This window comes from Pantoea sp. Pa-EAmG, assembly GCF_030024295.1.
Lineage (GTDB): Bacteria > Pseudomonadota > Gammaproteobacteria > Enterobacterales > Enterobacteriaceae > Pantoea > Pantoea dispersa.
In genome coordinates this window covers 1-25,767 of record NZ_JASEWO010000051.1, presented here as the reverse complement: position 1 = coordinate 25,767, position 25,767 = coordinate 1, and the positions used below count along the sequence as shown (strand labels likewise).

The 25,767-nt window shown below is 59.1% G+C and carries 25 protein-coding genes; 15 read left to right on the top strand and 10 right to left on the bottom strand.

The window, feature by feature from the left end:
• Window positions 1–213: 213 nt before the first annotated feature.
• The 7 genes from dksA (at window position 214) to panD (ending at window position 5,824) form a co-directional block, all read left to right on the top strand.
• Window positions 214–669: an RNA polymerase-binding protein DksA gene (dksA, locus tag QMM04_RS09505; protein WP_021507512.1), complete on the top strand. Its 456-nt coding sequence runs from the start codon at window positions 214–216 to the stop codon at window positions 667–669.
• A gap of 73 nt (window positions 670–742) precedes the next feature.
• On the top strand, window positions 743–1,675 hold the full coding sequence (gluQRS, locus tag QMM04_RS09500) for a tRNA glutamyl-Q(34) synthetase GluQRS (RefSeq protein WP_282996067.1): 933 nt from the start codon (window positions 743–745) through the stop codon (window positions 1,673–1,675).
• Window positions 1,676–1,713: 38 nt separating this feature from the next.
• Complete coding sequence (gene pcnB / locus QMM04_RS09495) at window positions 1,714–3,129, top strand: polynucleotide adenylyltransferase PcnB (RefSeq protein ID WP_211724863.1); 1,416 nt, start codon at window positions 1,714–1,716, stop codon at window positions 3,127–3,129.
• Complete coding sequence (folK, locus tag QMM04_RS09490) at window positions 3,126–3,611, top strand: 2-amino-4-hydroxy-6-hydroxymethyldihydropteridine diphosphokinase (protein ID WP_021507515.1); 486 nt, start codon at window positions 3,126–3,128, stop codon at window positions 3,609–3,611. Before pcnB ends, folK begins: the two co-directional genes overlap by 4 nt.
• An 82-nt stretch (window positions 3,612–3,693) precedes the next feature.
• Window positions 3,694–4,488 carry a 3-methyl-2-oxobutanoate hydroxymethyltransferase gene (gene panB / locus QMM04_RS09485; RefSeq protein ID WP_058780480.1) on the top strand — a complete coding sequence of 265 codons (795 nt, stop codon included), beginning with the start codon at window positions 3,694–3,696 and terminating at the stop codon, window positions 4,486–4,488.
• A gap of 15 nt (window positions 4,489–4,503) precedes the next feature.
• Window positions 4,504–5,358, top strand: a complete 855-nt coding sequence (gene panC / locus QMM04_RS09480; RefSeq protein ID WP_021507517.1) for a pantoate--beta-alanine ligase — start codon at window positions 4,504–4,506, stop codon at window positions 5,356–5,358.
• An 85-nt stretch (window positions 5,359–5,443) separates the two neighbouring features.
• Window positions 5,444–5,824: an aspartate 1-decarboxylase gene (gene panD / locus QMM04_RS09475; RefSeq protein ID WP_021507518.1), complete on the top strand. Its 381-nt coding sequence runs from the start codon at window positions 5,444–5,446 to the stop codon at window positions 5,822–5,824.
• A gap of 36 nt (window positions 5,825–5,860) precedes the next feature.
• Here panD and QMM04_RS09470 read toward each other — a convergent pair whose 3' ends face one another.
• The 4 genes from QMM04_RS09470 to hpt form a co-directional block, all read right to left on the bottom strand.
• Entirely contained in the window at window positions 5,861–6,868 is a 1,008-nt protein-coding gene (locus QMM04_RS09470) for an acyltransferase (RefSeq protein ID WP_215786548.1), read from the bottom strand.
• 151 nt (window positions 6,869–7,019) lie between these two features.
• On the bottom strand, window positions 7,020–7,790 hold the full coding sequence (locus QMM04_RS09465) for an ABC transporter permease (RefSeq protein ID WP_021507520.1): 771 nt from the start codon (window positions 7,788–7,790) through the stop codon (window positions 7,020–7,022).
• Window positions 7,787–8,713, bottom strand: coding sequence for an ABC transporter ATP-binding protein (locus QMM04_RS09460; RefSeq protein ID WP_021507521.1), 927 nt, complete (start codon window positions 8,711–8,713; stop codon window positions 7,787–7,789). Before QMM04_RS09460 ends, QMM04_RS09465 begins: the two co-directional genes overlap by 4 nt.
• A gap of 245 nt (window positions 8,714–8,958) precedes the next feature.
• On the bottom strand, window positions 8,959–9,495 hold the full coding sequence (gene hpt, locus QMM04_RS09455; protein WP_021507522.1) for a hypoxanthine phosphoribosyltransferase: 537 nt from the start codon (window positions 9,493–9,495) through the stop codon (window positions 8,959–8,961).
• 154 nt (window positions 9,496–9,649) lie between these two features.
• Between hpt and QMM04_RS09450 the strand changes: the two genes are divergently transcribed.
• Window positions 9,650–10,945 carry a cystathionine gamma-synthase family protein gene (locus tag QMM04_RS09450; RefSeq protein ID WP_282996066.1) on the top strand — a complete coding sequence of 432 codons (1,296 nt, stop codon included), beginning with the start codon at window positions 9,650–9,652 and terminating at the stop codon, window positions 10,943–10,945.
• On the opposite strand, the gene cueO is transcribed toward QMM04_RS09450, so the two are convergent.
• Window positions 10,932–12,545 carry a multicopper oxidase CueO gene (gene cueO / locus QMM04_RS09445; RefSeq protein ID WP_282996065.1) on the bottom strand — a complete coding sequence of 538 codons (1,614 nt, stop codon included), beginning with the start codon at window positions 12,543–12,545 and terminating at the stop codon, window positions 10,932–10,934. The two genes, QMM04_RS09450 and cueO, sit on opposite strands and share 14 nt — an antisense overlap.
• 177 nt (window positions 12,546–12,722) lie before the next feature.
• Here cueO and QMM04_RS09440 point away from each other — a divergent pair, with 177 nt between their 5' ends.
• The 3 genes from QMM04_RS09440 (at window position 12,723) to speD (ending at window position 14,863) form a co-directional block, all read left to right on the top strand.
• Entirely contained in the window at window positions 12,723–13,070 is a 348-nt protein-coding gene (locus tag QMM04_RS09440; protein WP_021507525.1) for a YacC family pilotin-like protein, read from the top strand.
• 109 nt (window positions 13,071–13,179) lie between these two features.
• On the top strand, window positions 13,180–14,034 hold the full coding sequence (gene speE, locus QMM04_RS09435; protein ID WP_141496261.1) for a polyamine aminopropyltransferase: 855 nt from the start codon (window positions 13,180–13,182) through the stop codon (window positions 14,032–14,034).
• A gap of 19 nt (window positions 14,035–14,053) precedes the next feature.
• Window positions 14,054–14,863 carry an adenosylmethionine decarboxylase gene (speD, locus tag QMM04_RS09430; protein WP_058770602.1) on the top strand — a complete coding sequence of 270 codons (810 nt, stop codon included), beginning with the start codon at window positions 14,054–14,056 and terminating at the stop codon, window positions 14,861–14,863.
• A 78-nt stretch (window positions 14,864–14,941) separates the two neighbouring features.
• On the opposite strand, the gene QMM04_RS09425 is transcribed toward speD, so the two are convergent.
• From QMM04_RS09425 to QMM04_RS09415, 3 genes are read right to left on the bottom strand one after another with little or no spacing between them, the layout of a single operon-like run.
• Entirely contained in the window at window positions 14,942–15,703 is a 762-nt protein-coding gene (locus QMM04_RS09425) for a DeoR/GlpR family DNA-binding transcription regulator (protein ID WP_022547144.1), read from the bottom strand.
• 6 nt (window positions 15,704–15,709) lie between these two features.
• The gene (locus QMM04_RS09420) at window positions 15,710–16,690 is read right to left on the bottom strand and encodes a D-threonate 4-phosphate dehydrogenase (protein WP_282996064.1); all 981 of its coding nucleotides are present in this window, start codon (window positions 16,688–16,690) and stop codon (window positions 15,710–15,712) included.
• Window positions 16,683–17,954 carry a four-carbon acid sugar kinase family protein gene (locus QMM04_RS09415; RefSeq protein ID WP_282954723.1) on the bottom strand — a complete coding sequence of 424 codons (1,272 nt, stop codon included), beginning with the start codon at window positions 17,952–17,954 and terminating at the stop codon, window positions 16,683–16,685. The genes QMM04_RS09420 and QMM04_RS09415 overlap by 8 nt, the downstream gene beginning before the upstream one ends.
• A 188-nt stretch (window positions 17,955–18,142) precedes the next feature.
• Between QMM04_RS09415 and QMM04_RS09410 the strand changes: the two genes are divergently transcribed.
• From QMM04_RS09410 to QMM04_RS09395, 4 genes are all read left to right on the top strand, one after another.
• Entirely contained in the window at window positions 18,143–19,297 is a 1,155-nt protein-coding gene (locus QMM04_RS09410; protein WP_282954724.1) for an iron-containing alcohol dehydrogenase, read from the top strand.
• Between the two features lie 11 nt (window positions 19,298–19,308).
• Complete coding sequence (locus QMM04_RS09405) at window positions 19,309–20,193, top strand: dihydrodipicolinate synthase family protein (protein WP_127833687.1); 885 nt, start codon at window positions 19,309–19,311, stop codon at window positions 20,191–20,193.
• Window positions 20,194–20,366: 173 nt separating this feature from the next.
• A complete protein-coding gene (locus tag QMM04_RS09400; protein ID WP_127833686.1) occupies window positions 20,367–21,320 on the top strand; it encodes a phosphoglycerate dehydrogenase in 954 nt (317 codons plus the stop codon).
• 41 nt (window positions 21,321–21,361) lie between these two features.
• Window positions 21,362–22,681 carry an MFS transporter gene (locus QMM04_RS09395; RefSeq protein WP_058780450.1) on the top strand — a complete coding sequence of 440 codons (1,320 nt, stop codon included), beginning with the start codon at window positions 21,362–21,364 and terminating at the stop codon, window positions 22,679–22,681.
• A 39-nt stretch (window positions 22,682–22,720) separates the two neighbouring features.
• On the opposite strand, the gene yacL is transcribed toward QMM04_RS09395, so the two are convergent.
• Window positions 22,721–23,083 carry a protein YacL gene (gene yacL / locus QMM04_RS09390; protein WP_031279698.1) on the bottom strand — a complete coding sequence of 121 codons (363 nt, stop codon included), beginning with the start codon at window positions 23,081–23,083 and terminating at the stop codon, window positions 22,721–22,723.
• A 168-nt stretch (window positions 23,084–23,251) separates the two neighbouring features.
• On the bottom strand, window positions 23,252–25,767 hold a 2,516-nt coding region (gene acnB, locus QMM04_RS09385; RefSeq protein ID WP_282996063.1), incomplete at its 5' end, for a bifunctional aconitate hydratase 2/2-methylisocitrate dehydratase.

Sequence of the window (25,767 nt, the reverse complement as noted above, 5' to 3'; positions counted from 1 at the left end):
AATGTTCTGGGCGGTGCGCTAAATACGCTGTTCCTCACAGGCTTGTCAAGGTGCGTTCATGAATAATTGCCAACCTTGACTGCTTCTGCTATTTATAGCGGCCTGTTTTTTTCCCTGATGGGAATCGATATGCCCCGCATGCGTCGGGTTGCAGGCAAAGGCTTTCGCAATCTGAAACAGAACGGGTAGTGCGTGTTATCCAGGAGAAACAACATGCAAGAAGGGCAAAACCGTAAAACATCGTCCCTGAGTATCCTCGCCATCGCTGGGGTGGAGCCGTATCAGGAGAAACCGGGCGAAGAGTATATGAATGACGCCCAGCTGAGCCATTTCCGCAAGATTCTGGAAGCCTGGCGCAACCAACTCAGGGATGAAGTAGACCGTACTGTGTCGCATATGCAGGACGAAGCTGCCAACTTCCCGGATCCGGTTGACCGTGCCGCCCAGGAAGAGGAGTTCAGCCTGGAGCTGCGTAACCGCGATCGTGAGCGCAAACTCATTAAAAAGATTGAGAAAACGCTCAAGAAAGTGGAAGACGACGACTTTGGCTACTGCGAATCCTGTGGAGTCGAAATTGGTATCCGCCGTCTCGAAGCGCGTCCGACCGCCGATCTCTGCATTGACTGCAAAACGCTGGCAGAAATCCGCGAGAAGCAGATGGCAGGCTAATGGCCGTTAACAGACTGTCGCCGCACAGCCGGGAAAACCACTGTTTTCCCGCCGTGCGGTGTACCACAGCATGATGTCCGCCACGCTTCCCTGCATCGGGCGTTTCGCCCCCTCTCCTTCCGGTGATCTTCATTTCGGTTCGCTGATAGCCGCATTAGGCAGCTACCTGAGCGCGCGCGCGCAGCAGGGCCGCTGGCTGGTGCGCATTGAAGATATTGATCCGCCGCGTGAAGTCGCCGGTGCCGCAACGCGCATCCTGCATCAGCTGACGCATTATGGGCTGCACTGGGACGGCGACGTGCTGTGGCAGTCGCAGCGCCACGAGGCCTATCGCGCGGCGCTGAGCTGGCTGCGCGAACACCGTCAAAGCTACTTTTGTACCTGCCCGCGCAGCCGCATTCAGCAGCTGGGCGGCTTTTACGACGGTCACTGCCGCGATTTACATTTGCCGCCGGACGGCGCCGCGCTGCGGCTGCGTCAGCATGCGCCGGTGTACGGTTTTGACGATCGCCTGCGCGGCCATCTGCAGGCGGAGCCGCGTCTGGCGCAGGAAGACTTTATTATTCACCGTCGTGACGGACTGTTCGCCTATAACCTTGCGGTGGTGGTCGATGACCATTTTCAGGGCGTGACGGAGATTGTGCGCGGTGCGGATTTGATTGAGCCAACGGTGCGCCAGATTGCGCTGTATCAGCAGTTTGGCTGGCCGGTGCCAGCTTATCTGCATCTGCCGCTGGCAATTAACCCGGACGGTAATAAATTGTCGAAGCAGAACCACGCGCCAGCCTTACCGGACGGCGATCCGCGACCGGTGCTGGTGCAGGCGCTGAGCTTTCTGGGGCAGTCGGTTTTGCCAGGCTGGCAGGACCATGGGCTGGAGGCGTTGCTGGACCATGCGGTTACACACTGGGATAGCGCATCGATTCCGCGGCATGATGCGCAACAACCGGATGAGGCGACAACGCCATTCCTAAATGGTTCGCAACAGGCTATGATTAGCCGCTGATTTTATTCACACCCATTTTCTCACTGTCGAGGTGTCCCATTTTTACCCGAGTCGCTAATTTTTGCCGGAGAGTCCTCAAGCGTGATGAGGAGGCCCCTGAAGAGGTGGAAACCGTAAGTCTGATGACCGTTATCCCCCGGGAAAGCCACAATATCTCACGCAAAGATATCAGCGAAAACGCTCTCAAAGTGCTGTATCGCCTGAATAAAGCCGGATACGAGGCTTATCTGGTTGGCGGCGGCGTGCGCGATTTGCTGCTGGGTAAAAAGCCGAAGGACTTTGACGTGACCACCAACGCCACGCCGGAGCAGATGCGTAAGCTATTCCGCAACTGCCGCCTGGTCGGGCGTCGCTTCCGTCTGGCGCATGTGATGTTCGGTCCGGAAGTGATCGAAGTCGCCACGTTCCGCGGCCATCACCAGGAAGAGAGCGTCGACGATCGCAACGGTTCGCAGCGCGGTCAGAACGGCATGCTGCTGCGCGACAATATTTTTGGCAACATTGAAGATGATGCGCAGCGCCGCGATTTAACCATCAACAGCCTCTATTACAGCGTGGCTGATTTCACCGTACGCGATTACGTCGGTGGCCTGCAGGATCTGCAGGAAGGCACCATCCGCATGATTGGCGATCCGGAAACGCGCTACCGCGAAGATCCGGTGCGTATGCTGCGCGTGGTGCGCTTCGCCGCCAAGCTGGACATGAGCATTGCGGCGGAAACCGCCGAGCCGATTCCCCGCCTTGCCACGCTGCTGAATGACATTCCGCCGGCGCGCCTTTTTGAGGAGTCGCTGAAGCTGCTGCAGGCCGGTTACGGTTATCGCACCTATCTGATGATGCGCGAATACCAGTTGTTCCAGCCGCTGTTCCCGACGCTGGCGCGCAACTTCACCGAACAGGGCGACAGCCCGATGGAACGCATGCTGGCGCAGGTGCTGAAAAACACCGATACCCGTCTGCACAACGATATGCGCGTGAATCCGGCGTTCCTGTTTGCGGCGATGTTCTGGTATCCGCAGCTGGAGTCAGCGGAGCAGATTGCGCAGGAGAGCGGCCTGACCTATTTCGATGCGTTTGCGCTGTCCATGAACGAAACGCTGGATGAAGCCTGCCGTGCGCTGGCGATTCCGAAACGTATCACCACGCTGATTCGCGATATCTGGCAGTTGCAGCTGCGCATGTCCCGCCGTCACGGTAAGCGCGCATGGAAGCTGATGGAGCATCCTAAATTCCGCGCCGCCTACGACCTGCTGGCGCTGCGTGCGGAAGTCGAGAACAACGCCGAGCTGCTGCGCCTCAGCCAGTGGTGGGGCGAGTTCCAGTCGGCGGTGCCGACACAGCAGAAGACCATGCTCAATACTTTGGGTGACGATCCGGCCCCGCGCCGTAAACCACGCCGTCCACGCCGTCGTCCTGCTGGCCCGCGCCGCGACAGCAACCACAGCGCGTCATGACGCGGGTCTATCTCGCCTTAGGCAGTAATCTCGCCGATCCGCTGCATCAGGTTGATGCAGCGCTGGCCGCGCTGGATGCCATTCCCGATACCCACCGCGTAGCCACCTCCGCGTTTTATCGCACGCCACCGTACGGCCCGCCGGATCAGCCGGATTACCTCAACGCCGTGGTGGCACTGGAGACCACACTGGCCGCGGAAACGCTGCTCGATCACACCCAGCGCATTGAGCTGGAGCATGGCCGGGTGCGCAAAGCCGAACGCTGGGGACCGCGCACGCTGGACCTCGATATCATGCTGTTCGGCAATGCAGTGATCCACACGCCGCGCCTGACGGTGCCGCACTACGATATGCACAACCGCGCCTTCATGCTGGTGCCGCTGCTGGAAATCGCGCCAGCGCTGCGCCTGCCGAACGGCCAGCCGCTGGCCGGCATTCTGGCGACGCTGGACCGCAGCAGCATTCGCTTGTGGTCCGCCTGACGCGGCAGAATCGCACGCCCGTCGTATCGCCTTTGCAATCAATCCAGTACACTGCGCGCATCAGAAAATGCTGGAGATTGCGATGAAACCCACCACCCTCTCTCACTTACGCCAGCTGAAAGCCAGCGGCCGCAAGTTCGCCACGCTGACCGCCTACGATTTCAGCTTCGCGCGCCTGTTTGCCGACCAGGGCATTCCGCTGCTGCTGATTGGCGATTCGCTCGGCATGACCGTGCAGGGCCATGATTCCACGCTGCCGGTGACAGTCGACGATATTGCTTATCACACCGCCGCTGTGCGGCGCGGTGCGCCTGACGCGCTGGTGATGGCCGACCTGCCGTTTATGAGTTACGCCACGCCGCAGCAAACCTTTGACAGTGCCGCGCAGCTGATGCGCGCCGGTGCCAACCTGGTAAAACTGGAAGGCGGCGCCTGGCTGGCAGAGACCGTGCGCATGCTGACCGAGCGCGCCGTGCCGGTGTGTGGTCATCTGGGATTGACGCCGCAGTCAGTTAATATCTTCGGTGGCTACAAGGTGCAGGGGCGCGATGAAGCGGCAGCCGAGCGCCTGCTGGCGGATGCGCTGGCGCTGGAAGCGGCCGGTATGCAGCTGCTGGTGCTGGAGTGCGTGCCGGTCGCGCTGGCTGAGCGCGTCACAAAAGCGTTGTCGGTACCGGTGATCGGCATCGGTGCCGGTAACGTCACCGACGGCCAGATTCTGGTGATGCACGACGCGTTTGGTATTACCGGCGGCCACATTCCAAAATTTGCCAAAAATTTCCTTGCGGAAACCGGCGACATTCGTGCGGCAATTCGCCAGTATATGGCCGACGTTGAGGCAGGCACCTACCCTGCTGCCGAACACAGTTTCCAGTAAATCAGGAGATTTGCAGTGCTGATCATTGAAACGCTGCCGCTGCTGCGCCGTGAGATTCGACGCTGGCGCCAGGCAGGTAAACGCATCGCGCTGGTGCCCACTATGGGTAACCTGCATGAGGGGCATCTGACGCTGGTGGATGAAGCACGCCAGCGCGCAGATATCGTGGTGGTATCGATCTTCGTTAACCCGATGCAGTTTGATCGCGCCGACGACCTGGCGCGCTATCCGCGCACGCTGCAGGACGATTGTGAAAAACTCAATCGCCACAGCGTCGACCTGGTGTTTGCCCCGGCGCCGGCCGATGTCTATCCGCAGGGTCTCGACAGCCAGACGTTTGTTGAAGTCCCGGGCCTCTCCTCGCTGCTGGAGGGCGCCAGCCGTCCCGGTCATTTCCGCGGCGTGGCCACCATCGTCAGCAAGCTGTTTAATCTGGTGCAGCCGGATATCGCCTGTTTTGGCGAGAAGGATTTTCAGCAGCTGGCGATCATCCGCAAGATGGTGGCGGACATGGGCTTTGACATTGACATCGTTGGCGTGCCGACGGTGCGCGCCAAAGACGGTCTCGCGCTCAGCTCACGTAACGGCTATCTTACTGCCGATGAACGCAAGCTGGCGCCGGTGCTCAGCCAGGTGATGAACAGCATGGCGCAGCGCCTCAGCAACGGCGAGCGGCACGTGGATGAGATTATTGAGCACGCCGAACAGACGCTGCGCGATCAGGGCCTGCGCCCCGACGGCCTGGCCATCTGCGATGCCGATACGCTGCAGCCGCTGACGGTCGACAGCCAGCGCGCAGTGATTCTGATGGCCGCCTGGCTCGGTAATGCGCGTTTGATTGATAATCAGCAAGTGGATCTGACGGTTTAACGCCGTCGTTTATGGGCAGCATGTACCCGCTACACACTGCGCGGTAGAAACCGGCCGCGCACGGGTATAACAAAGGTATCACGCTATGATTCGTACCGTATTACAAGGCAAACTGCACCGCGTAAAAGTGACGCAGGCGGATTTGCATTATGAAGGCTCCTGCGCCATCGATCAGGATTTTCTTGATGCCTCCGGCATTCTGCAATACGAAGCCATCGACATCTATAACGTCACCAACGGCCAGCGCTTCTCTACCTATGCCATTGCCGCCGAGCGTGGCTCGAAAATCATTTCGGTCAACGGTGCGGCCGCGCGCTGCGCCTGTCAGGGCGATCTGCTGATCATCTGTTCTTATGTGCAGGTGGAAGATGAAGTGGCGCGCAGCTGGCAGCCCAAAGTGGCCTACTTCGACGGCGATAACGAGATGAAACGTATCGCTAAAGCGCTGCCGGTACAGGTCGCCTGATCATCCCGCGCGCTGTACTGACAGCGCGCCTTTCCCTTATACGCCCGCCAGCTGCGGCTGCCCTTTGCGCTTCAGCGTAAACAACCAGTCAAACCATCCTTTTGCCCGCAGTACGCACAGCGCCGTTGGCAACGCCAGCGCGACGCTGAACGCCAGCACAAAATGCAGGTCAGCCAGCCACGCAGAGTGGCCGTCGTGGCGCAGCAATTTACTGCACACCTGAATCGCCAGATAGTGCGACAGATAAAACACAATCGAATGGCGGCCAACGTAGTTAATCGCCCGCAGATTGATACGGCAGGCCAGCGCAACGAACAGCGGGATTGAGGGCAGCGCCAGCGGCAGCAGCCACGGCGAATGCTGACGCAGCCCGCCCCACAGGCTGAACGCCGCGAGCAGCATAAAGGCGATCAGCGACAGCAGCAGCGGCGTACGACGCTGCGCGAACGCGGCAATATCAATATCCTGGCGCACCAGCCAGTCGGCGCTGTAGAAGAAGGCAAACAGCACCAGCGACTTGTTCAGATGCAGGTTGTCGAAACTGGCAAACAGCGAGTCAGGCGGCACCGGCGGCAGCAGCACCGCACCGGCAACGCACAGTGTCAGCACCAGCGCCGCAGGCAGGCGGCGCGCCGGGATAATCAGCACAAAGAACAGAAACAGCGAGTGCAGAAACCAGGTGATATCGCCGCCGCTCAGATGGCCGAGCGCGATGGCCAGCGGCGACTGTGGGTGATTGGCCATCGCGCTGAAGGTCCACTTCAGCCCGCCGTAGATCAGCGCCCAGACGGCAAACGGATAGAGAATGCTGCTGACTTTGTTTCGCAGATAGCGCGCCTGCCCGTGGCGTAAACCGCTGGCGACGAACAGTCCGGAGACAAAGCACATCAGCCCCATACGCACCGGCGCCAGCAGCTGATTCACCAGCTCGTTAAAGGCAGTGAAGTGCCCGGCCTGCTGGTTCACTGCAATCATGCAGTGCAAAAAAATCACCGCCAGAATGCTCATGCCGCGTAAATTATCAATCCATGATACCCGATTCACTGTTTGCTTCCCCGCTGCTTTTTTGGTCAGCGGCCACTATGGGGAAAGCCACGGGCTGAAAGCACAAGACGCGTCTGGAACTGCAAAGAGTGGGTAAAAAAAAGCCGCCGCCGGACGACGCCGGCAGCGGCTTCTTATTCGGAGCTGCGCCTCAGGTGCGCAAGCCGCGTCCGCGCTGAATCAGCGCATACACCAGCACGTAAAACACCACGATAAACGCCACCAGCACTGACAGCGTCAACACCAGCGGAACATCGTTGATGCCAAGGAAGCCATAGCGGAACCCGCTGATCATGTACACCACCGGATTGAGCTTCGACACCGCCTGCCAGAACGGCGGCAGCAGCGCCAGCGAGTAGAATACGCCACCGAGGTAAGTTAACGGCGTCAGCACGAAGGTCGGGATCAGGCTGATATCGTCAAAGGTGCGCGCAAACACCGCATTCAGCAGGCCCGCCAGCGAGAACAGAATCGCCGTCAGCAGCAGCGTGATCGCCACCATCGGCCACGAGAATACGTGGAACGGCACGAAAAACAGCGACACCGCCGTCACCAGCACGCCCACGCACACGCCGCGCGCTACGCCGCCGCCGACATAACCGGCGATAATGATGTGGGTCGGCACCGGCGCCACCAGCAGCTCTTCAATGTTGCGCTGGAACTTGGCGCTGAAGAATGACGAGGCGACGTTGGCGTAAGCGTTGGTGATCACCGCCATCATAATCAGGCCCGGCACGATAAACTGCATATAGCTGAAGCCGTGCATATCGCCGATGCGTGAGCCGATCAGATTGCCAAAGATAATGAAGTACAGCGTCATGGTGATCACCGGCGGCACCAGCGTCTGAATCCAGATGCGGGCAAAACGGTTGATCTCTTTGCTCCAGATACTCTTGAGCGCCACCCAGTACAGATGCGTCATGCGGTTACTCCTGTTTTTCCCTGCGTCAGGCTGACGAACAGCTCTTCCAGACGATTCGCTTTATTGCGCATGCTGAGCACCTGCACGCCCTGCGCGCTCAGCTGGCTGAATACGCTATTCAGCCCCTGTTCACGCATCACTTCCACTTCCAGCGTTGAGGTATCAACCAGACGATACTGGAAGCCCTCCAGCTGCGGCAGCGGGCTGCGCGGCGCCAGGTCGAGGATAAAGGTTTCCGACTGCAGCTTGGACAGCAGCCCTTTCATTGAGGTGTTCTCTACCAGCTCGCCGCTCTGGATGATGCCGATGTTACGGCACAGCATTTCCGCCTCTTCCAGATAGTGGGTGGTCAGGATGATGGTGGTGCCTTTGGCGTTCAGCTCTTTCAGGAACACCCACATCGAGCGGCGCAGTTCGATATCCACGCCAGCCGTCGGCTCATCAAGAATCAGCAGTTTCGGTTCATGCATCAGCGCCCGGGCAATCATCAGCCGGCGCTTCATGCCGCCGGACAACATGCGCGCCCGTTCGTTACGCTTGCCCCACAGGTCGAGCTGATTGAGGTATTTTTCCGCGCGCTTGTTCGCTTCGGCACGTTCCACGCCGTAATAACCGGCCTGATTAACCACAATCTGCATTACGGTTTCAAACGGGTTAAAGTTGAATTCCTGTGGCACCAGCCCAAGCTGCCGCTTGGCGTTGACCACATCTTTCTGCAGGTCGTAGCCAAACACGCGCACGCTGCCGCTGGATTTGTTCACCAGCGAGCTGATAATGCCAATGGTGGTGGACTTACCGGCACCGTTAGGGCCCAGTAAGGCATAAAAATCGCCTGCTTCCACGTTGAGATCGAGGCCTTTCAGCGCCTGTACGCCGCCGGGATAGGTCTTGGTCAGCCCGGAAAGTTCCAGTGCATAAGTCATTGCGAGTCCGTACCCTGTTGTAGTGACATCATAGCCATATGAAATGATAGTGCGCTCGCGTCGAGCGTGCGGGGTTATTCAGCGATAACGGTTGTGAAATCAAAGGAATTGCGCAGAGTGATAACCCACCACACTCTACCACTCTGCGTGCCGCAGGAAAACGCGTGCCGAGCCCGTAAGTCATTGAGTTACGGGCTGCGCATCTTATCGCAGGCGGAGAGAATCAGCCTTGGAAGATTGTGCGGTTATTCGTCCAGCAGCGTAACTTTGCCGATATACGGCAAATGACGGTAGCGCTGTGCGTAATCAATACCGAAGCCGACCACGAACTCATCCGGAATGGTAAAGCCGACAAACTCGACCGGCACCTCAACTTCACGACGCTCCGGCTTATCCAGCAGCGTGCAGATCGCCAGCGATTTTGGCTCACGCAGCTGCAGAATTTCACGCACTTTGCTCAGGGTGTTACCGGAGTCGATGATGTCCTCGACGATCAGCACGTCTTTGCCGCGAATGTCTTCATCGAGATCTTTGAGGATTTTCACGTCGCGCGTGGAGGACATGCCGCTGCCGTAGCTGGAGGCGGTCATGAAGTCGACTTCGTGCGCGACATCAATGGCGCGGCACAGGTCAGCCATAAACATGAAGGAGCCGCGCAGCAGGCCGACCAGCACCATTTCGCTGCCGCTGTTGCGGTAGTGCTCGCTGATCTGCTTGCCCAGTTCGGCAATACGGGTTGCGATCTCCTGCTCAGAGATCATCACGTCGACGGTGTGTTTCATTGCATTCGCCTAAGAAGGTTTTCAGAAAGCCGCGCATTCTATCATAGTCGACGCACAGGCTAACGCCGCGCACAGAACGCAAACGTTATCGTGGCGAAATTTATTGCGCTGGCGTTAACTGTAAGCATCCTGCCCGCTCTCTCTGGAGATCCCTATGGCCGCTTCATCAGGTAAAAAAACGCAGATCGGCACGCGTGAACTGCATCCGGAAACGCAGATGCTCAACTACGGTTACGATCCGCGCCTGTCAGAAGGTGCGGTGAAGCCGCCGGTGTTTCTGACGTCAACCTTTGTGTTTAACAGCGCCGAAGAGGGCAAAGAATTTTTCGATTTCGTTGCCGGCCGCCAGCAACCGCCGGCGGGCAAAAGCGGCGGGCTGGTCTATTCCCGCTTCAACCATCCTAACAGCGAGATCGTCGAAGATCGGCTGGCCATTTATGAAGGTGCCGAAAGCGCCGCGCTGTTCTCTTCCGGCATGTCGGCGATTGCCACCACGCTGCTGACCTTTGCCCGTCCCGGCGAAGTGATCCTGCACTCGCAGCCGCTGTACGGCGGCACCGAAACGCTGCTGAGCAAAACGCTGCACGATCTGGAGATCAAAGCGGTGGGGTTCAGCGACGGCAACGACGAAGATAAAGTGTATGAGGCCGCGAAGCTGGCGTGGCAGCGCGGGCGCGTCGCGATGATTCTGATTGAAACGCCGGCCAACCCCACCAACAGTCTGGTAGATATCCAACTGATGCGTCAGGTGGCAGAGGTGATCACCCAGCAGCAGGGCTCCCGGCCGATTCTCGCCTGCGACAACACCCTACTCGGCCCGCTGTTTCAGCGTCCGCTGCAGCACGGCGCGGATATCTCGCTCTATTCGCTGACCAAATATGTCGGCGGTCATTCCGATTTGATTGCCGGCGCCGCGCTGGGCAGCCGGGCGTTAATAAACAAAGTGCGTTCGCTGCGCAGCGCGATTGGCACCCAGCTCGATCCGCACTCCAGCTGGATGATTGGCCGCTCACTGGAAACGCTATCGCTGCGCATGGAGAAAGCCGCCAGCAATGCGGAACAGGTCGCGGCATTTTTACGCGATCACGCGCAGGTGGCGAAACTGCACTGGTTGCCCTATCTCGACGCCAGCAGTCCGGCAGGAGAAACCTGGCAGCGCCAGTGCAGTGGCGCCGGTTCCACCTTCTCCTTTGATATCGAGGGCGGCCAGGCTGCGGCATTCCGCTTTCTCAACGCGCTGGCGCTGTTCAAACTGGCGGTGAGCCTCGGCGGCACCGAGTCGCTCGCCAGCCATCCCGCCAGCACCACCCATTCCGGCGTGCCGCAGGAGGTGCGGGAGCGCATCGGCATCACCGACGCGACGGTGCGCCTGTCGATCGGCATCGAACATGCCGATGATTTGATTGAAGATATCCGCCTGGCGCTGGAAGCGGCCGTCAGCTCACCGTAAAGCCCAGCATCATGCCGGTATCTTCATGCTCCAGCAGATGGCAGTGCGCCATATAGGCATTTTCGCTATCGGCGACGTAGTTGAAGCGCACCAGCACTTCACTGCGCCAGCCGTTGACGCTGACCATATCTTTCCAGCCGGCGCGATGCGCCGCAGGCGGCTTGCCGTTCTCGGACAGAATGCGGAACTGCGTGCCGTGAATGTGGAACGGATGTAGCATGGCGTCGCCTTCGCCGGAGATGGTCCATTTTTCATATTTGCCCAGCGGCACGGCAAACATGGGCTTTTCGATGTTGAAGGCCTGGCCGTTGATTTTGTTGCCGTTGTGGAAATCATATGCGGCGCTGCTGGCGTGGTTACCCTGATCCATCGCCATATCGCCGTGATCCATGTTGCCATGCTCCATCGCGCCATGGTCCATGTTCATGCTGCCGTGATCCATCGGTTTGCCCGCGCCGTGCTGGCTGCCCATCGCTTTGGCACCGTAGCGCTGCTGCAGCGCCTGCATGCCCTGCTGATCCAGCTGCGAATCCATCATCAGCTGCAGCCAGCGGCTCTGCAGCCCTTCCGTTGCCGGCAGCGGCGGCACATCCACCAGCTGGTCTGGCAGCGTACCGCTGGCCATCACGCGCAGCGGCAGAATCTGCACCAGCGGCAGCGGCTGATCGAACGGCGCCAGCGTCATGCCCATCTGCGTGACCGGCAGCGTTACGATATCGAAGGTTTTGCCGTCTGAAGTATCCACCAGCACTTCAAAGCGCTCGCCCGGCAGCAGCGGCAGGCTCTCCACCTTCACCGGTTCAGCCAGCAGGCCACCGTCGCTCGCCACCACGTACAGCGGACGTTTATCGCTGGCGGCGATGTGCAGCGAGCGCGCGTTGCAGCCATTGAGCAGGCGCAGCCGCAGCCAGCCGCGCGGCACCGCGTGCTGCGGATACGGCACGCCATTGGTCAGCATCAAATCGCCAAACCAGCCCACGGCGGCGCGCATGATATCCAGCTGATAATCGATACGCGTGCCGTCCTGAGTGAGCTGCTTATCCTGGAAAATCAGCGGCACATCATCTTCGCCCCACTGCATCGGCAGCCGCAGCTTGCCGGACGCCTCATCTTCCAGCAGTACCAGCCCTGCCAGCCCCTGCGCCACCTGATAGCCGGTTTTGCCATGCTGATGCGGATGGAACCAGCAGGTCGCCGCCGGTTGATCGGGGGTAAAACTCACCTGACGCGTGGCGCCGGGCGCAATCAGCGCCTGCGGACCGCCATCCACCGCGCCGGGAATTTCCAGCCCGTGCCAGTGCAGCGTGGTGGCTTCCGGCAGGCGATTATGAATATTGACGGTGACGCTTTTCTCACGCTGCAGGCGCAGCGCCGGGCCGAGCAGGCTACCGTTGTAACCCCAGGTTGGGACGGATTTGCCGTTCCACTGGCTGCTGCCGGTCATGGCGGTCAGCGTGTACTGGCCGTGTGCATCGGGCTCCAGCAGCGACGGGATGGGCAACAGCGGGCGCGTAGCGGCCATCAGCGAGCGACTCCACAAGGGCAGCGCGCCGGCTGCACTGAGGGCGGCGGTCAGCTTGAGAAAATGACGACGTTGCATATTCATATCCTTATCGTGAATAGGGGCACAGCGTAAACCTTTCCCCTGCGGGAGGGTCAAGCGATGAAAGCGCCCGCCGGGATAAAAAGCGCGCCAGTGGCCCATTTAGCCAAATTTAGCGGAATCCCGGCAATAACTGTGCTAACGTCATTAAATTGTCCCTTGTTGAGAACGATTATGACGAAAAGCATCAAGATCCTGCTGCTGGCGGGACTCCTTGGCTTCTCCTCCACCAGTTTTGCCCTGAGCGAATCCGAAGCAGAAGATCTGGCTGACCTCACCGCGGTGTTTGTCTATCTGAAAAATGATTGCGGCTATCAGGATCTGCCCGACGCGCAGATTCGTAAAGCACTGGTGTTTTTTGCCCAGCAAAACCGCTGGGATCTGAGCAACTACAGCGCTTACAACATGAAATCCCTCGGTGAAGAGAGCTACAAAGATTTGAGCGGTATCGCCATCACCAACGACAAAAAGTGTAAGTCGCTGGCGCGCGATTCCCTCAGCCTGCTTGCCTACGTGAAATAATCCTCCGCCCTGCGCTGCTGTTAACGCCCTGACCGTGCAAGCACGGTCATAATTCGTTATGCTTTTTTCTGGCATTATTGCGCGTTAACAGCATAAGGAGCGCTCCGGCATGGCCGACAAAGAGACCTGGCATGAGACGCTGCATAGCGGCTTTGGCCAATATTTCAGCGTAGATAATCTGCTTTACCGCGATAAAACCGCGCATCAGGATCTGGTGATCTTTGAGAACGCCGCGTTTGGCCGCGTGATGGCGCTGGACGGCGTGGTGCAAACCACCGAGCGCGATGAGTTTATCTATCACGAAATGATGACGCACGTGCCGATTCTGGCGCACGGCAATGCCCGGCGCGTATTGATTATCGGCGGCGGTGACGGCGCGATGCTGCGCGAGGTCGCCCGGCATCAAAGCGTTGAGCACATCACCATGGTGGAAATTGATGCCGGCGTGGTGAATTTCTGTCAAACCTATCTGCCTAACCACAGCGCCGGCGCTTACGACGATCCGCGTCTGCAGCTGGTGATCGACGATGGCGTTAACTTCGTCAGCCAGACGCAGGAACGGTTTGATGTGATCATCTCCGACTGTACCGATCCAATCGGTCCCGGCGAGAGTCTGTTCACCTCGGCGTTTTATGCCGGCTGCAAACAGGCGCTCAATCCCGGTGGCGTGTTTGTCGCGCAGAACGGCGTCTGCTTCCTGCAGCAGGATGAAGCGGTCAACAGCCACCGCAAACTCAGCCACTATTTCGCTGACGTCAGCTTTTACCAGGCAGCGATTCCGACCTACTACGGCGGCATCATGACCTTCGCCTGGGCGAGCGATAATCCGGCGCTGCGCCAGCCGGACCTTGCGACGCTGCAGTCACGTTTTGCCGCGGCCGGACTGCCCTGCCGTTACTACACGCCACAGCTGCACATCGGCAGCTTTGCCCTGCCGCAATATCTTTTAAACGCGCTCAGCTGACCTCAGGAGGTGAACCCAATTGCAAAAGCTAAAACTACATGGCTTCAATAATCTGACCAAAAGCCTGAGTTTTTGTATCTACGACATTTGCTATGCCAATAGCGAAGCCGAACGTGATGGCTATATCGCCTATATTGATGAGCAATATAACGCCAACCGCCTGACGGAAATCCTCACCGAGACCTGCTCGATTATCGGTGCTAACGTGCTGAATATCGCGCGCCAGGATTATGAGCCGCAGGGTGCCAGCGTGACGATTCTGGTCAGCGAAGAGCCGATCAATCCGCAGGATATCGATAACTCCGAGCATCCCGGTCCGCTGCCCAATTCGGTGGTGGCGCACCTCGACAAAAGTCACATCTGCGTGCACACCTATCCGGAAAGTCACCCGGAAGGCGGTTTATGCACCTTCCGCGCCGACATTGAGGTCTCGACCTGCGGCGTGATTTCGCCACTGAAAGCGCTGAACTATCTCATCCACCAGCTGGAGTCGGATATCGTGACCGTGGATTACCGCGTGCGCGGCTTCACCCGCGACGTCAATGGCGTGAAGCACTTCATCGATCATGAGATCAATTCGATTCAGAACTTCATGTCCGAGGATATGAAGGCGATGTACGACATGGTGGACGTCAACGTTTATCAGGAAAACATCTTTCATACCAAGATGTTGCTGAAAGAATTTGATCTGAAGTATTACCTGTTCAACACCAAACCTGAAGAGCTGAGCCCGCAGGAACACAAGCGCATTACCAATCTGCTGTGGAAGGAGATGCGTGAGATTTACTACGGGCGCAATATCCCGGCGACGGGATTGAAGTTGTTATAACTCAGCGCCAGCAGTGGGTGAAGGCTGCGCCGCGGTAACGCAGCGCACGTCATTCACCCGCTGATGCAGGCGGCACATTTACGCGGTCAGCTGCAGGCCAATGCCGCGCTCGCGCAAATCACGGCATACCGCTTCATCAAGGCGGGAATCGGTCACCACATCGGTCAGGCTATCAATCGGTGCCGCGCAGTACAGCGACCATGAGCCATATTTACTGCTGTCGGCCAGCAGAATGCGCCGGCGCGCATTGGCCAGCAGATCCATCTTCAGCCCGGCTTTGTCTTCCGTCGGCGTGGTAATACCGCGCTCAATACTCCATGAGTTACAGCTGACAAACGCAATGTCCGGATTGATGCTGCGCAGCAGGCGCCGGCCGTGCTCACCAATGCACGACTGGCTGGAGTCGTCGATGCGGCCGCCGATGATGGTGGTCTCAATCTGTTTAAACTCCGACAAAAACAGCGCAATGTGCAGATCGGCGGTGATCACCCGCAGCTGCAAATGGGTCAGCTGTCGTGCCAGTTCCAGCATGGTGGTGCCGGCATCCAGCACCACCGCATCGCCGGACTGCACATAGCTGGCGGCGAACTGCGCGATGGCCTGCTTCTCCGCCAGGTTACGCTGCATCTTCTCCAGCGTGGTCGGCTGCGTCGGGATAAAGCGGTTCAGCGTGACGCCGCCGTGGCTGCGGCTAATCACCCCTTCCTTGTCCAGCTTAATCAGATCGCGGCGAATGGTGGCTGGCGAAGCAGAAATGGCGCTCACCAGCTGTTCAACAGTGACCAGATTATGACTTTTGAGATAGTCCATAATCTGGTCGAGACGGCTTTGTCCCTTCATATTTCCCTATGCAAGCTGCATCGCGAGTTTTATCGAGATCGCCATGCTCGCAGAGTTCGCTTTACCTGTCCAGGCGATATCAAATGCCGTGCCGTGGTCGGCGGAAGTGCGGATAAACGGCAGTCCCGCCGTGATGTTGACGCCATCGTAAAAGCCAAGCAGTTTCAACGGGATATGCCCCTGATCGTGGTACATCGCCACCACCATATCGTACTGCCCCTGCTGGCACTGTAAAAACACCGTATCCGGCGGGCACGGGCCATGGACATCAATGCCCTGCTGCTTCATTGCCTGGATCGCTGGTGTCACCGTGGTGATCTCTTCATCACCAAACAGGCCATTCTCGCCCGCGTGCGGATTGACCCCGGCGACGGCGATGCGCGGTTGGTCATAGCCCACGCGGCGCAGGAAGCTGTCAGCCATGCCGATCACCGTCTGAATACGTGCGCCGTTCAGCGTGTCGAGGAACTTACGCAGCGCGATGTGCGTGGTCACGTGGATCACTTTCAGATGGTCGGTATACAGCACCATGGCGTAATTTTTGGTCTGGGTCAGCTGTGCCAGCAGTTCAGTGTGACCGGGATAAAGGTGGCCCGCCGCGTGCAGCGCCTCTTTGTTCAGCGGGGCGGTAGCAATCGCCTGCACGTCGCCCGCCAGCGCCAGTTCGGTGGCGCGCTTCACGCAGCGCCAGGCCAGATCGCCGGCCTGCTTCTGCACCCTGCCCGGCTGCAGCGCATCAGGATCGGCCAGCGGCTCATCGATGACGTTAATGATGCCCGGTGCGAAATGCGCATCCTGCACGCTGTCCAGCACGCGCAGCTCGGCGTGCGGCGTAATATTCAATGCCAGCACCCGCCGCAGTGTCGCGGCACAGCCGACCACCACCGCCGGAATGCCCGCCAGCTCCCCTTCAGCCAGCGCTTTAATGATGATTTCCGGGCTGATGCCCGCCGGATCGCCCATGGTCACAGCAATAGTGTTATTCACTCGACTTCTCCTCAATAAAACGAATGGCTTCCGCCAGGGTGTTTTCATCACCAAAGCCACCCGCTTTGGTCATCACCGGCAGGTGTAATTCACTGTTAAGCAGAACCCCGTGCGGCACACAGCCCGCCACCTGGCCCTGAATCTGAAAGCCGCTGGCCCCGAGCGCCTGCGCCACCGCGATGGCCACGTCACCGCCGGAAAGAAACAGGCCGGCAGGCTGAATGTGCGCGCAGACGGCGCGCGTCAGCTGCGCCAGAAACTGGCAGATGCGCTCGCCGAGCTGCTGGCGCGTAATCTGCTGCTGCTGACACAGCTGCGCAATCGCGTGGCGCTGGTCAGCCTGTTGCGTAGTGCGCACCACACAGTGCACGCCCTCGCGCAGCGCCTGGACCATCGCCTGCTGCCAGGCCGCCGCCTGCGGCCATGCCGGTGTGGCAAACAGCTGGCAAATATCAATATCAATCAAGCGGATGTCACGCTGGCTGGCGAGCCGGGCGATTTGCTGCTGCGCCATGGCGCTCATCGAACCGACAATCGCCAGCACCGGGCGAGAGGGCCGCGCAGCAAGATGCGCACCCAGCGCATCGCTTAACCCGGACGCGCCGACCAGCAGCGGACGTTCCGGCAGCGTCGCGGCCGCCGCGATAATAGTGTCGATATCCGCCTGCAGTTCCGCGTCCAGTACCAGCAGGCCCTGACTGGTCGCCAGCCGTGCGGCCAGCATGCCGCTGCGTACCGTGGCAAGATCGATCTGCTCGCCCGGCAGATCGCATTGCATCTGCAGGCGCGTCAGCACGTTACTGCTGGTCACCGGGGTTTTAGGATCGCTGGCAAATTCGGTGTCAGTCAGGCGCTGTTGATGGATCCACACTTCCCCGCCGCGCGTGATGCGGCCCAGCTTAGGCACCGCCGGCACCACCAGCGCCAGCCGTTTCGCGCTGACCTGCAGCGCAGCCGCCACCTCAGCGCCTGGATTGCCGCGCAGCGTTGAGTCAATCTTCTTAAACAGCCAGCCGTGCTGCGCTATCTGCTGATGCGGTTGCATGGCGGCATGCGTGCGGCTGGCGGCTTCCGCTGCGCTGACCGCACGGCTATCGGTGCTGATTACCAGCACATCCGCAACGCCGGCCTCCGGGGGCGTCAGGTTATTGAACAGCACGTGGACGCGCGCGCCAGCCAGCGCGAAGCCGCTGCCTGCGTCGTTGGCACCGGTAAAATCGTCGGCAATCACCAGAACGGGCGTTTTCCATGGCGATGAAGTCATTCTCTCTCCTGTCACGGCCCCTTGCCGTGCTGCATTTGATTATATTCAATCATGATTGATTATATGTGAGCAAGATCAAATTAATTGAAATCGATATCGCCTATAAATTTAGCCTCAGAAAGGGATACACCCCGCACAGCATTGAGCAAACCTAATCATAATGTGCAAAACCGTTATAAGGGCATGACATGAATATCAACAGCACCGTGATCAGTGGCTATCAGGCTCTGAACGATCTCAGCTATTTACTGCAGGATAAGCAGAAGGCGTTGCTGGTCACGGATAAAAACATTCTGGGTATTCCGGCGGTGCAGGCGCTTATCGCCCGGCTGCAGCAGCAGATCGCCAGCCTGAGCCTGGTTGATACGGTGCCGCCCGAGCCGAGCCAGCATGATGTGGCGGCGATTGTTGCGGCGCTGCCGCACGGCGACGTCGATCTGGTGATCGGCATTGGCGGCGGCAGCGTGCTGGATGTGGCGAAGCTGCTGTCCGTGTTGTGCGTAGCCGATGCGCCAACCCTGACGGCGCTGCTGGCCGGTGAGAAGCCGCACACGCGTACCGCTTCTTTACTGATCCCTACCACGGCCGGCACCGGCTCGGAAGCCACGCCCAATGCCATCCTTGCCATTCCGGAGAAAGAGACCAAAATCGGTATTATTTCGCCGGTGATGCTGCCGGACTATGTGGCGCTGATTCCGGAACTGACCACCAGCATGCCGGCGCACATCGCCTCGTCGACCGGGATTGATGCGCTGTGCCACCTGATTGAGTGCTTCACCGCCACCGTGGCCAATCCGGTGAGTGATAACTATGCGCTGATCGGCATGAAAAAGCTGTTCGCCAGCCTCGAAAAGACCCTTGCCGAACCGGACAACCTGGAAGCACGGCTGAATATGTTGTGGGCGTCCTACTACGGTGGAGCGGCGATCGCCCATGCCGGGACACATCTGGTGCACGCCATGTCGTATCCGCTGGGCGGCAAGTATCATCTGCCGCACGGCGTGGCCAACGCCATTCTGCTGGCGCCGTGCATGCAGTTTGTGCGTCCGGCGGCGGTGAGCAAGTTCGCGCAGGCCTACGATCTGCTGCCGGATGCCGATAGTGCACTGGATGAAGAGGCCAAATCGCACGCGCTGGTGGCCTATTTCGCCGCGCTGGTGCAGCGCCTTAAACTGCCGGCCAGCCTGGAAGCGCTGGGTATCGGGCCGGATCACCTGCCGTATCTGGTCGAAGCCGCGCTGGACGTGCAGCGCCTGATGAAGAATGTACCGATGAAAGTCAGCGCCGACGATGTGCGCAACGTCTACCTGACGCTGTTTCCGGCGTTAAATCACTCAGCATGAGCGGGGAAATCATGAGCAACACCATTCAGGGCGTACTGACCGCCATCGTCACCACTTTTGATCGCGACGGAGCCTACAATCCTGCCGCGCAGCGTGAACAGATTCGGCGTCAGCTGAGCGCCGGTAACGGTATTTTCTGCGGCGGCACCAACGGGGAATTTTTCGTGCTGAACGAGCAGGAGAAGCTGGCGGTGACCGAGACCTGCGTCGACGAAGTAAACGGCAGCGCACCGGTGGTGGCGCACATTGGCGAGATCTCGACGCGTGAGACTATCCGGCTGGGCAGGCAAGTGGCAAAGCTGGGCGTGGATGCCGTCTCGGTGATCACCCCTTACTTTGTCCCGCTTAAACAGGAAGAGCTGATTGATCACTACCGCGCCGTGGCCGACGCCCTCGACGTCCCGCTGTTTCTCTACAACATTCCGGCGCGCACCGGTAATACGCTGCAGCCGGAAACCGTGCGTACGCTGGCAGCGCATCCCAACATTATTGGCATCAAAGACAGCGCCGGCAGCTACGAAAGCCTGAGCGGCTTTCTGCAGGCAGCGGCAGGTATTGCACATTTCAACGTGCTGAACGGGCCGGATTCACTGATTCATCAGGGCTTTGTCGATGGCTGCTCCGCCTGTATTTCCGGGCTGGCTAACGTGGCGCCGAAAGAGATTAACGCCATCTGGGCGCGCTTCCATGCCGGTGACATCGCCGGATCGCGCGCCGCTCAGGAGAACGTCACCGGCCTGCGTACCGATCTCTACAGCATTGGTTTTTCCCCGGCGGCGGTGAAAAAAGCCGTGGCGCTGCTCGGCTATGAGGTCGGCGACAGCCGCTATGCGGTGCGCTTCTCTGCGGAGGAAGAGCAGAAGATCCGCCAGATCGTTAATCAGTATTTGCAGTAAAGCCAGCAAATTCAAAGCACTTACCGCACGCAGCTGTGGTAGCGGCGCGATTCATCGCGCAATACAGGCGCCGCTACCCCGCCTGCCGCCATCAGGCTTAGGGTTAATCTGACGGTGGCGGGGCGGATTCAGGCAGCGATGGCTGCTGTTATTAACACCGGGACGCATTTGCTATGAAAGTCATCTGTACTTCACCTTCGTTCGCCCGCTACGACGCCGCGCCGATCGACACACTGCGCCAGCAGGGCTTTGAGCTGATTACGCTGCCCGCCGACGCGCCGCTCAGCGCGCTGGCGCCGCATCTCGCCGACACCGTCGCCCTGATCGTGGCCTTCACCGAGGTCAACGATGCGCTGCTGTCGCTGGCACCGCAGCTGAAAATTGTCTGCAAGCACGGCGTAGGCGTCGATAACATCGACCTCAACGCGACGCGTGCGCGCGGTATTTACGTGACGAACGTGCCGGACGCGAACAAACACGCGGTTGCCGATTTCGCCTTTGCGCTGATTCTCAATAGCGCGCGCCAGATCACCACCGCCGCAATAGAGACCCGCGCCGGCCACTGGCCACGCATTTTTGCCACCGATGTCTACGGCAAAACGCTCGGCATCATCGGCCTGGGCAATATCGGTAAGCAGGTGGCACTGCGCGCTAAAGGCTTCAATATGCGCATCCTCGCCTTCGATTTTTACCCCGATGACGCCTTCGCCGCCGAACACGGCGTGACGTTTGTCAGCCTCGATCAGCTGACGGAGCACAGCGACTTCATCACCTTACATATGCCGCTCACCGACCAGACGCAAAACCTGTTCGACGCTGCGCGCCTGAAGCGCATGAAAAAGAGCGCGTTTCTCATCAACGCGTCACGCGGTGGCGTGGTGAATGAGCAGGATCTCTACCAGGCATTGCAGGATAACGTGATTGCCGGTGCGGCGGCGGATGTCTTTGTGCAGGAGCCGCTGACGCAGCATCCGCTGTTCACCCTGAGCAACTTTATCCCCACGGCGCACCTTGCCGGTTATACCGACGGTGCCATCAGCGCCATCGGCGAACGCTGCGTGACACAGATTGTGCAGTGTATAAAACAGGGCGAACGCCCGATGAATGTCATGAACGGGCTGGCCTGACGCCGCCCTCCTCTGTCACCCTTTTCGCGTGGATAATGATTATGACCAACACCGCACGCTCAACACGCATCAGATGGTGGATCGCTGGCCTGATGTGGCTGGCCATTGCCATTAACTATATTGATCGTACCGTACTCTCTGCCGCCGCACCGCACCTGATCACCGAGCTCGACATCAATCCGGAGATGATGGGCTTTATCATGGCGGCATTTTTCTGGTCTTATGCGCTGTTGCAGATCCCGGCAGGCTGGTTTGCCGACCGCTTCGGCCAGAAAAAAGGCCTCGGCATCGCTGTCGGCTGGTGGTCGATCGCCACCATGGCAATGGGGCTCGCCACCGGCTTTAAATCGCTGCTGGCGCTGCGTCTGGCGCTCGGCGTGGGTGAAGCGGCGGCTTATCCCAGCAACGCCGGTATTACCGCGCGCTGGTTCCCGGATCGCGAGCGCGCCACCGTCTCCGGCCTGTTTGACAGCGCATCAAAATTTGGCGGGGCCGTCGCCATGCCGCTGATCGTCTTTATGATCGCGCTGTTTGACTGGCGTCTGACCTTTCTGGCGATTGGTGCCGTCGGGCTGATCTGGGTCATCGCCTGGTACTTCATTTATGCCGAGAACCCGGAAGATCACAAAGCGATCAGCACCGATGAAGTGCGCCTGATCCGCGATGGCCAGGCGCAGAAGCACGGCGATAAGAACGTGCGGCCGATGAAGTGGTACAAGCTGCTGCGCTACCGCAACATTTGGGCGATGTGTATTGGCTTCTTCACCATCAATTACACCTCCTACTTCTTTATCACCTGGCTGCCAACTTACCTGGTGAAAGACAAAGGGATGGATTTCCTGAAAATGGGCATGGTGGCGGCGCTGCCGCTGATCTGCGGCATGGTGATTGAGGTGCTGGCGGGCTGGGCGTCGGACCGTATGGTGCACAAAAAAGTGCTGTCGCTGACCGCCACACGCAAGCTGTTCCTGACGATTGGCCTGCTGATGGCGCTGTGCATCGGGTTCGCGCCGTTCACCGATTCCGTGTTCATGACGGTACTGCTGCTGTGTATTGCTAAGTCCGGCACCACCGTCGCGGCATCTCAGGTGTGGGCGCTGCCGGGCGATGTTGCGCCCACCAACAGCGTGTCAATTGTTGCCGGGTTGCAGAATACCGTCTCCAATATGGGCGGCGCGGTCGGGCCAATCATTACCGGCGCTATCGTCGGTGCCACCGGCCACTTTACCTGGGCGCTGGTGTTCTCGGCGGTGCTGGTGGTGATCGGAATCCTTAACTACCTGTTCCTGCTCGGCAAGGTCGAACCGATTGTGGATGAGGAACCTTTATCCCACGCCCGTTCCGCCATTAACGGCGTGTAACCTGCGCAACGACAGTGGCGCCCCGGCTGCGGGCGCCCGTTAACGGCCGGCCATAAACCGGCGATAAGCAGCAATTACCGCGAGGAAATCCTCCACGCCGCAGAACGACAGGCTCTCCTCATCGTAATAAGTCATGCCCTCTTCCAGGCCGTCATCCTCTAACGCCAGCTGATTGGCGCGGATCATCACCTCTTCCTCATCCAGCCACAGCGTATATTCGTGCCCGACGCGCTGCCACTGCTGCTGCGTGCCTTTGACTGCACGCACCGCGGCTTCGACTTCATCCAGCAGCGCAAAGTTCTCTTTCACCTCTTCATTGAACCAGTGCCCCACCGCTTCGTGGTCCATCGACATGCGCACCCGGACCTGACCGGTCACGTCACGCAGAAATTCATATTCCATGTTGGCCTCATACCAGTGGCGCGCCAGACGGCACGCTTTCGTGCATTTTGTGCGCAGCGCGCGCAAGAAAGTGGGATCGCGCTCGCATTATGCCTGGAGACGGCGAGGGAAAAAAGCGCATAAAAAAAGGGACGATGCGCTCGTCCCTTTTTCACTGGCAGGCGTATTTTACACCGCGGTCTGGAAAATCACTCCGTCCGCTTTTTCGGTGTACTGGCCCAGCTGATCAAAGTTCAGGTAGCGGTAGGTGTCGGCAGCGGTTTTATCCACCTGCACCATAAACTGCTGATACTCGTCCGGCGTAGGCAGTTTACCCAGCAGGGAAGCGACCGCAGCCAGCTCGGCTGATGCCAGGAACACGTTGGCACCGGTACCCAGACGGTTCGGGAAGTTACGGGTCGAGGTGGAAACCACCGTCGCGCCGTCTTTCACGCGCGCCTGGTTACCCATGCACAGTGAACAGCCCGGGATCTCAATACGCGCACCGCTCTTACCGAAGACGCTGTAGTAGCCCTCTTCTGTCAGCTGCGCGGCATCCATCTTGGTTGGCGGCGCTACCCACAGGCGGGTCGGCAGCTGGCCTTTGTGCGCGTCCAGCAGTTTACCTGCCGCACGGAAGTGACCGATGTTGGTCATGCACGAACCGATGAACACTTCGTCGATCTTCTCGCCCTGCACGTCAGACAGCCAGCGCGCGTCGTCCGGATCGTTCGGCGCACACAGGATGGGCTCTTTGATTTCCGCCAGATCGATTTCGATCACCGCTGCGTATTCCGCATCGGCATCGGCTTCCAGCAGTTGCGGATCGGCCAGCCATTTTTCCATGCCCTGAATACGGCGCTCCAGCGTACGACGGTCGCCGTAACCTTCGGAGATCATCCACTTCAGCAGCACGATGTTGGAGTTCAGATACTCGATGATCGGCTCTTTATCCAGCTTGATGGTACAACCCGCCGCAGAACGCTCGGCCGAGGCATCGGTCAGCTCAAACGCCTGCTCAACTTTCAGCTTCGGCAGACCTTCGATTTCCAGCACGCGACCGGAGAAGATGTTTTTCTTGCCTTTCTTCTCAACGGTCAGCAGGCCCTGCTTGATGGCGTACAGCGGAATCGCGTGCACCAGATCGCGCAGCGTGATGCCCGGCTGCATTTCGCCTTTGAAGCGCACCAGCACTGACTCCGGCATATCCAGAGGCATTACGCCCGTCGCCGCGGCAAATGCCACCAGACCAGAACCGGCCGGGAACGAGATGCCAATCGGGAAGCGGGTGTGCGAGTCACCGCCGGTGCCGACGGTATCCGGCAGCAGCATACGGTTCAGCCAGCTGTGAATCACGCCATCGCCCGGACGCAGCGAGACACCGCCACGGTTCATGATGAAGTCCGGCAGCGTGTGGTGTGTGGTGACATCGACCGGCTTCGGATAAGCGGCAGTGTGACAGAAGGACTGCATCACCAGATCGGAGGAGAAGCCCAGACACGCCAGATCTTTCAGTTCATCACGGGTCATTGGACCGGTGGTGTCCTGAGAGCCGACCGAGGTCATTTTCGGTTCACAGTAGGCGCCAGGACGAATCCCTGCCACGCCACAGGCGCGGCCCACCATTTTCTGCGCCAGCGAGTAACCACGGTTACTTTCGGCCACATCTTTGGCTTTGGTGAACACATCGCTGTGCGGCAGACCCAGCGACTCACGCGCTTTGGTGGTCAGGCCGCGACCGATAATCAGCGGAATACGGCCACCGGCGCGCACTTCATCCAGCAGCACGCCGGTTTTCAGCGCAAAGGTCGCCAGCAGTTCATTGGTCTCGTGATTGCGTACTTCACCCTTGTAAGGGTAAACGTCAATCACATCGCCCATGTTCAGGCGCTCAACGTCGAGTTCGATCGGCAGCGCGCCGGCATCTTCCATGGTGTTGAAGAAGATCGGCGCGATTTTACCGCCGAGGCACAGACCGCCGCCTTTTTTGTTCGGCACATACGGAATGTCGTCACCCATGAACCACAGCACTGAGTTGGTCGCGGACTTACGTGAAGAACCGGTACCAACCACGTCACCGACATAAGTCAGCGGGAAGCCTTTCTGCTGCAGTGCTTCAATCTGTTTGATCGGGCCAACGTTGCCAACATCGTCGGGTTCGATGCCGTCACGTGGGTTTTTCAGCATCGCCAGGGCGTGCAGTGGAATATCCGGACGTGACCATGCATCCGGCGCCGGAGAGAGGTCGTCGGTGTTGGTTTCGCCGGTCACTTTGAACACGGTGGTGGTGATTTTTTCTGCCAGCTTAGGACGCTTGAGGAACCATTCTGCATCAGCCCAGGACTGGAGGATTTTCTTCGCGTGGGGATTACCCGCTTTGGCTTTCTCTTCGACGTCGTAGAAGTTATCGAACATCAGCAGCGTGTGGGACAGTGCTTCAGCGGCAATCGGTGCCAGGGCCTCATCGTCAAGCGCCTCGATCAGCGCATGGATGTTGTAGCCGCCCTGCATGGTGCCCAGCAGTTCGACTGCTTTTTCACGAGTGACCAGAGGAGAGTGGGCTTCGCCCTTTGTGATAGCTGCCAGGAATCCGGCTTTTACATACGCCGCTTCATCAACACCCGGCGGGACACGGTTGACCAGCAGGTCAGTCAGGAATTCTTCTTCACCCGCTGGCGGGTTTTTCAGCAGTTCAACCAGCGCGG

Coding starts and splice junctions, on each gene's coding strand:
- gluQRS (WP_282996067.1), top strand. CDS start 743: ATGTCCGCCACGCTTCCCTGCATCGGGCGTTTCGCCCCCTCTCCTTCC.
- dksA (WP_021507512.1), top strand. CDS start 214: ATGCAAGAAGGGCAAAACCGTAAAACATCGTCCCTGAGTATCCTCGCC.
- QMM04_RS09410 (WP_282954724.1), top strand. CDS start 18,143: ATGAATATCAACAGCACCGTGATCAGTGGCTATCAGGCTCTGAACGAT.
- QMM04_RS09465 (WP_021507520.1), bottom strand. CDS start 7,790: ATGACGCATCTGTACTGGGTGGCGCTCAAGAGTATCTGGAGCAAAGAG.
- QMM04_RS09400 (WP_127833686.1), top strand. CDS start 20,367: ATGAAAGTCATCTGTACTTCACCTTCGTTCGCCCGCTACGACGCCGCG.
- QMM04_RS09460 (WP_021507521.1), bottom strand. CDS start 8,713: ATGACTTATGCACTGGAACTTTCCGGGCTGACCAAGACCTATCCCGGC.
- QMM04_RS09405 (WP_127833687.1), top strand. CDS start 19,309: ATGAGCAACACCATTCAGGGCGTACTGACCGCCATCGTCACCACTTTT.
- cueO (WP_282996065.1), bottom strand. CDS start 12,545: ATGCAACGTCGTCATTTTCTCAAGCTGACCGCCGCCCTCAGTGCAGCC.
- speE (WP_141496261.1), top strand. CDS start 13,180: ATGGCCGACAAAGAGACCTGGCATGAGACGCTGCATAGCGGCTTTGGC.
- QMM04_RS09395 (WP_058780450.1), top strand. CDS start 21,362: ATGACCAACACCGCACGCTCAACACGCATCAGATGGTGGATCGCTGGC.
- panD (WP_021507518.1), top strand. CDS start 5,444: ATGATTCGTACCGTATTACAAGGCAAACTGCACCGCGTAAAAGTGACG.
- QMM04_RS09425 (WP_022547144.1), bottom strand. CDS start 15,703: ATGAAGGGACAAAGCCGTCTCGACCAGATTATGGACTATCTCAAAAGT.
- hpt (WP_021507522.1), bottom strand. CDS start 9,495: ATGAAACACACCGTCGACGTGATGATCTCTGAGCAGGAGATCGCAACC.
- QMM04_RS09450 (WP_282996066.1), top strand. CDS start 9,650: ATGGCCGCTTCATCAGGTAAAAAAACGCAGATCGGCACGCGTGAACTG.
- yacL (WP_031279698.1), bottom strand. CDS start 23,083: ATGGAATATGAATTTCTGCGTGACGTGACCGGTCAGGTCCGGGTGCGC.
- panB (WP_058780480.1), top strand. CDS start 3,694: ATGAAACCCACCACCCTCTCTCACTTACGCCAGCTGAAAGCCAGCGGC.
- QMM04_RS09440 (WP_021507525.1), top strand. CDS start 12,723: ATGACGAAAAGCATCAAGATCCTGCTGCTGGCGGGACTCCTTGGCTTC.
- folK (WP_021507515.1), top strand. CDS start 3,126: ATGACGCGGGTCTATCTCGCCTTAGGCAGTAATCTCGCCGATCCGCTG.
- QMM04_RS09415 (WP_282954723.1), bottom strand. CDS start 17,954: ATGACTTCATCGCCATGGAAAACGCCCGTTCTGGTGATTGCCGACGAT.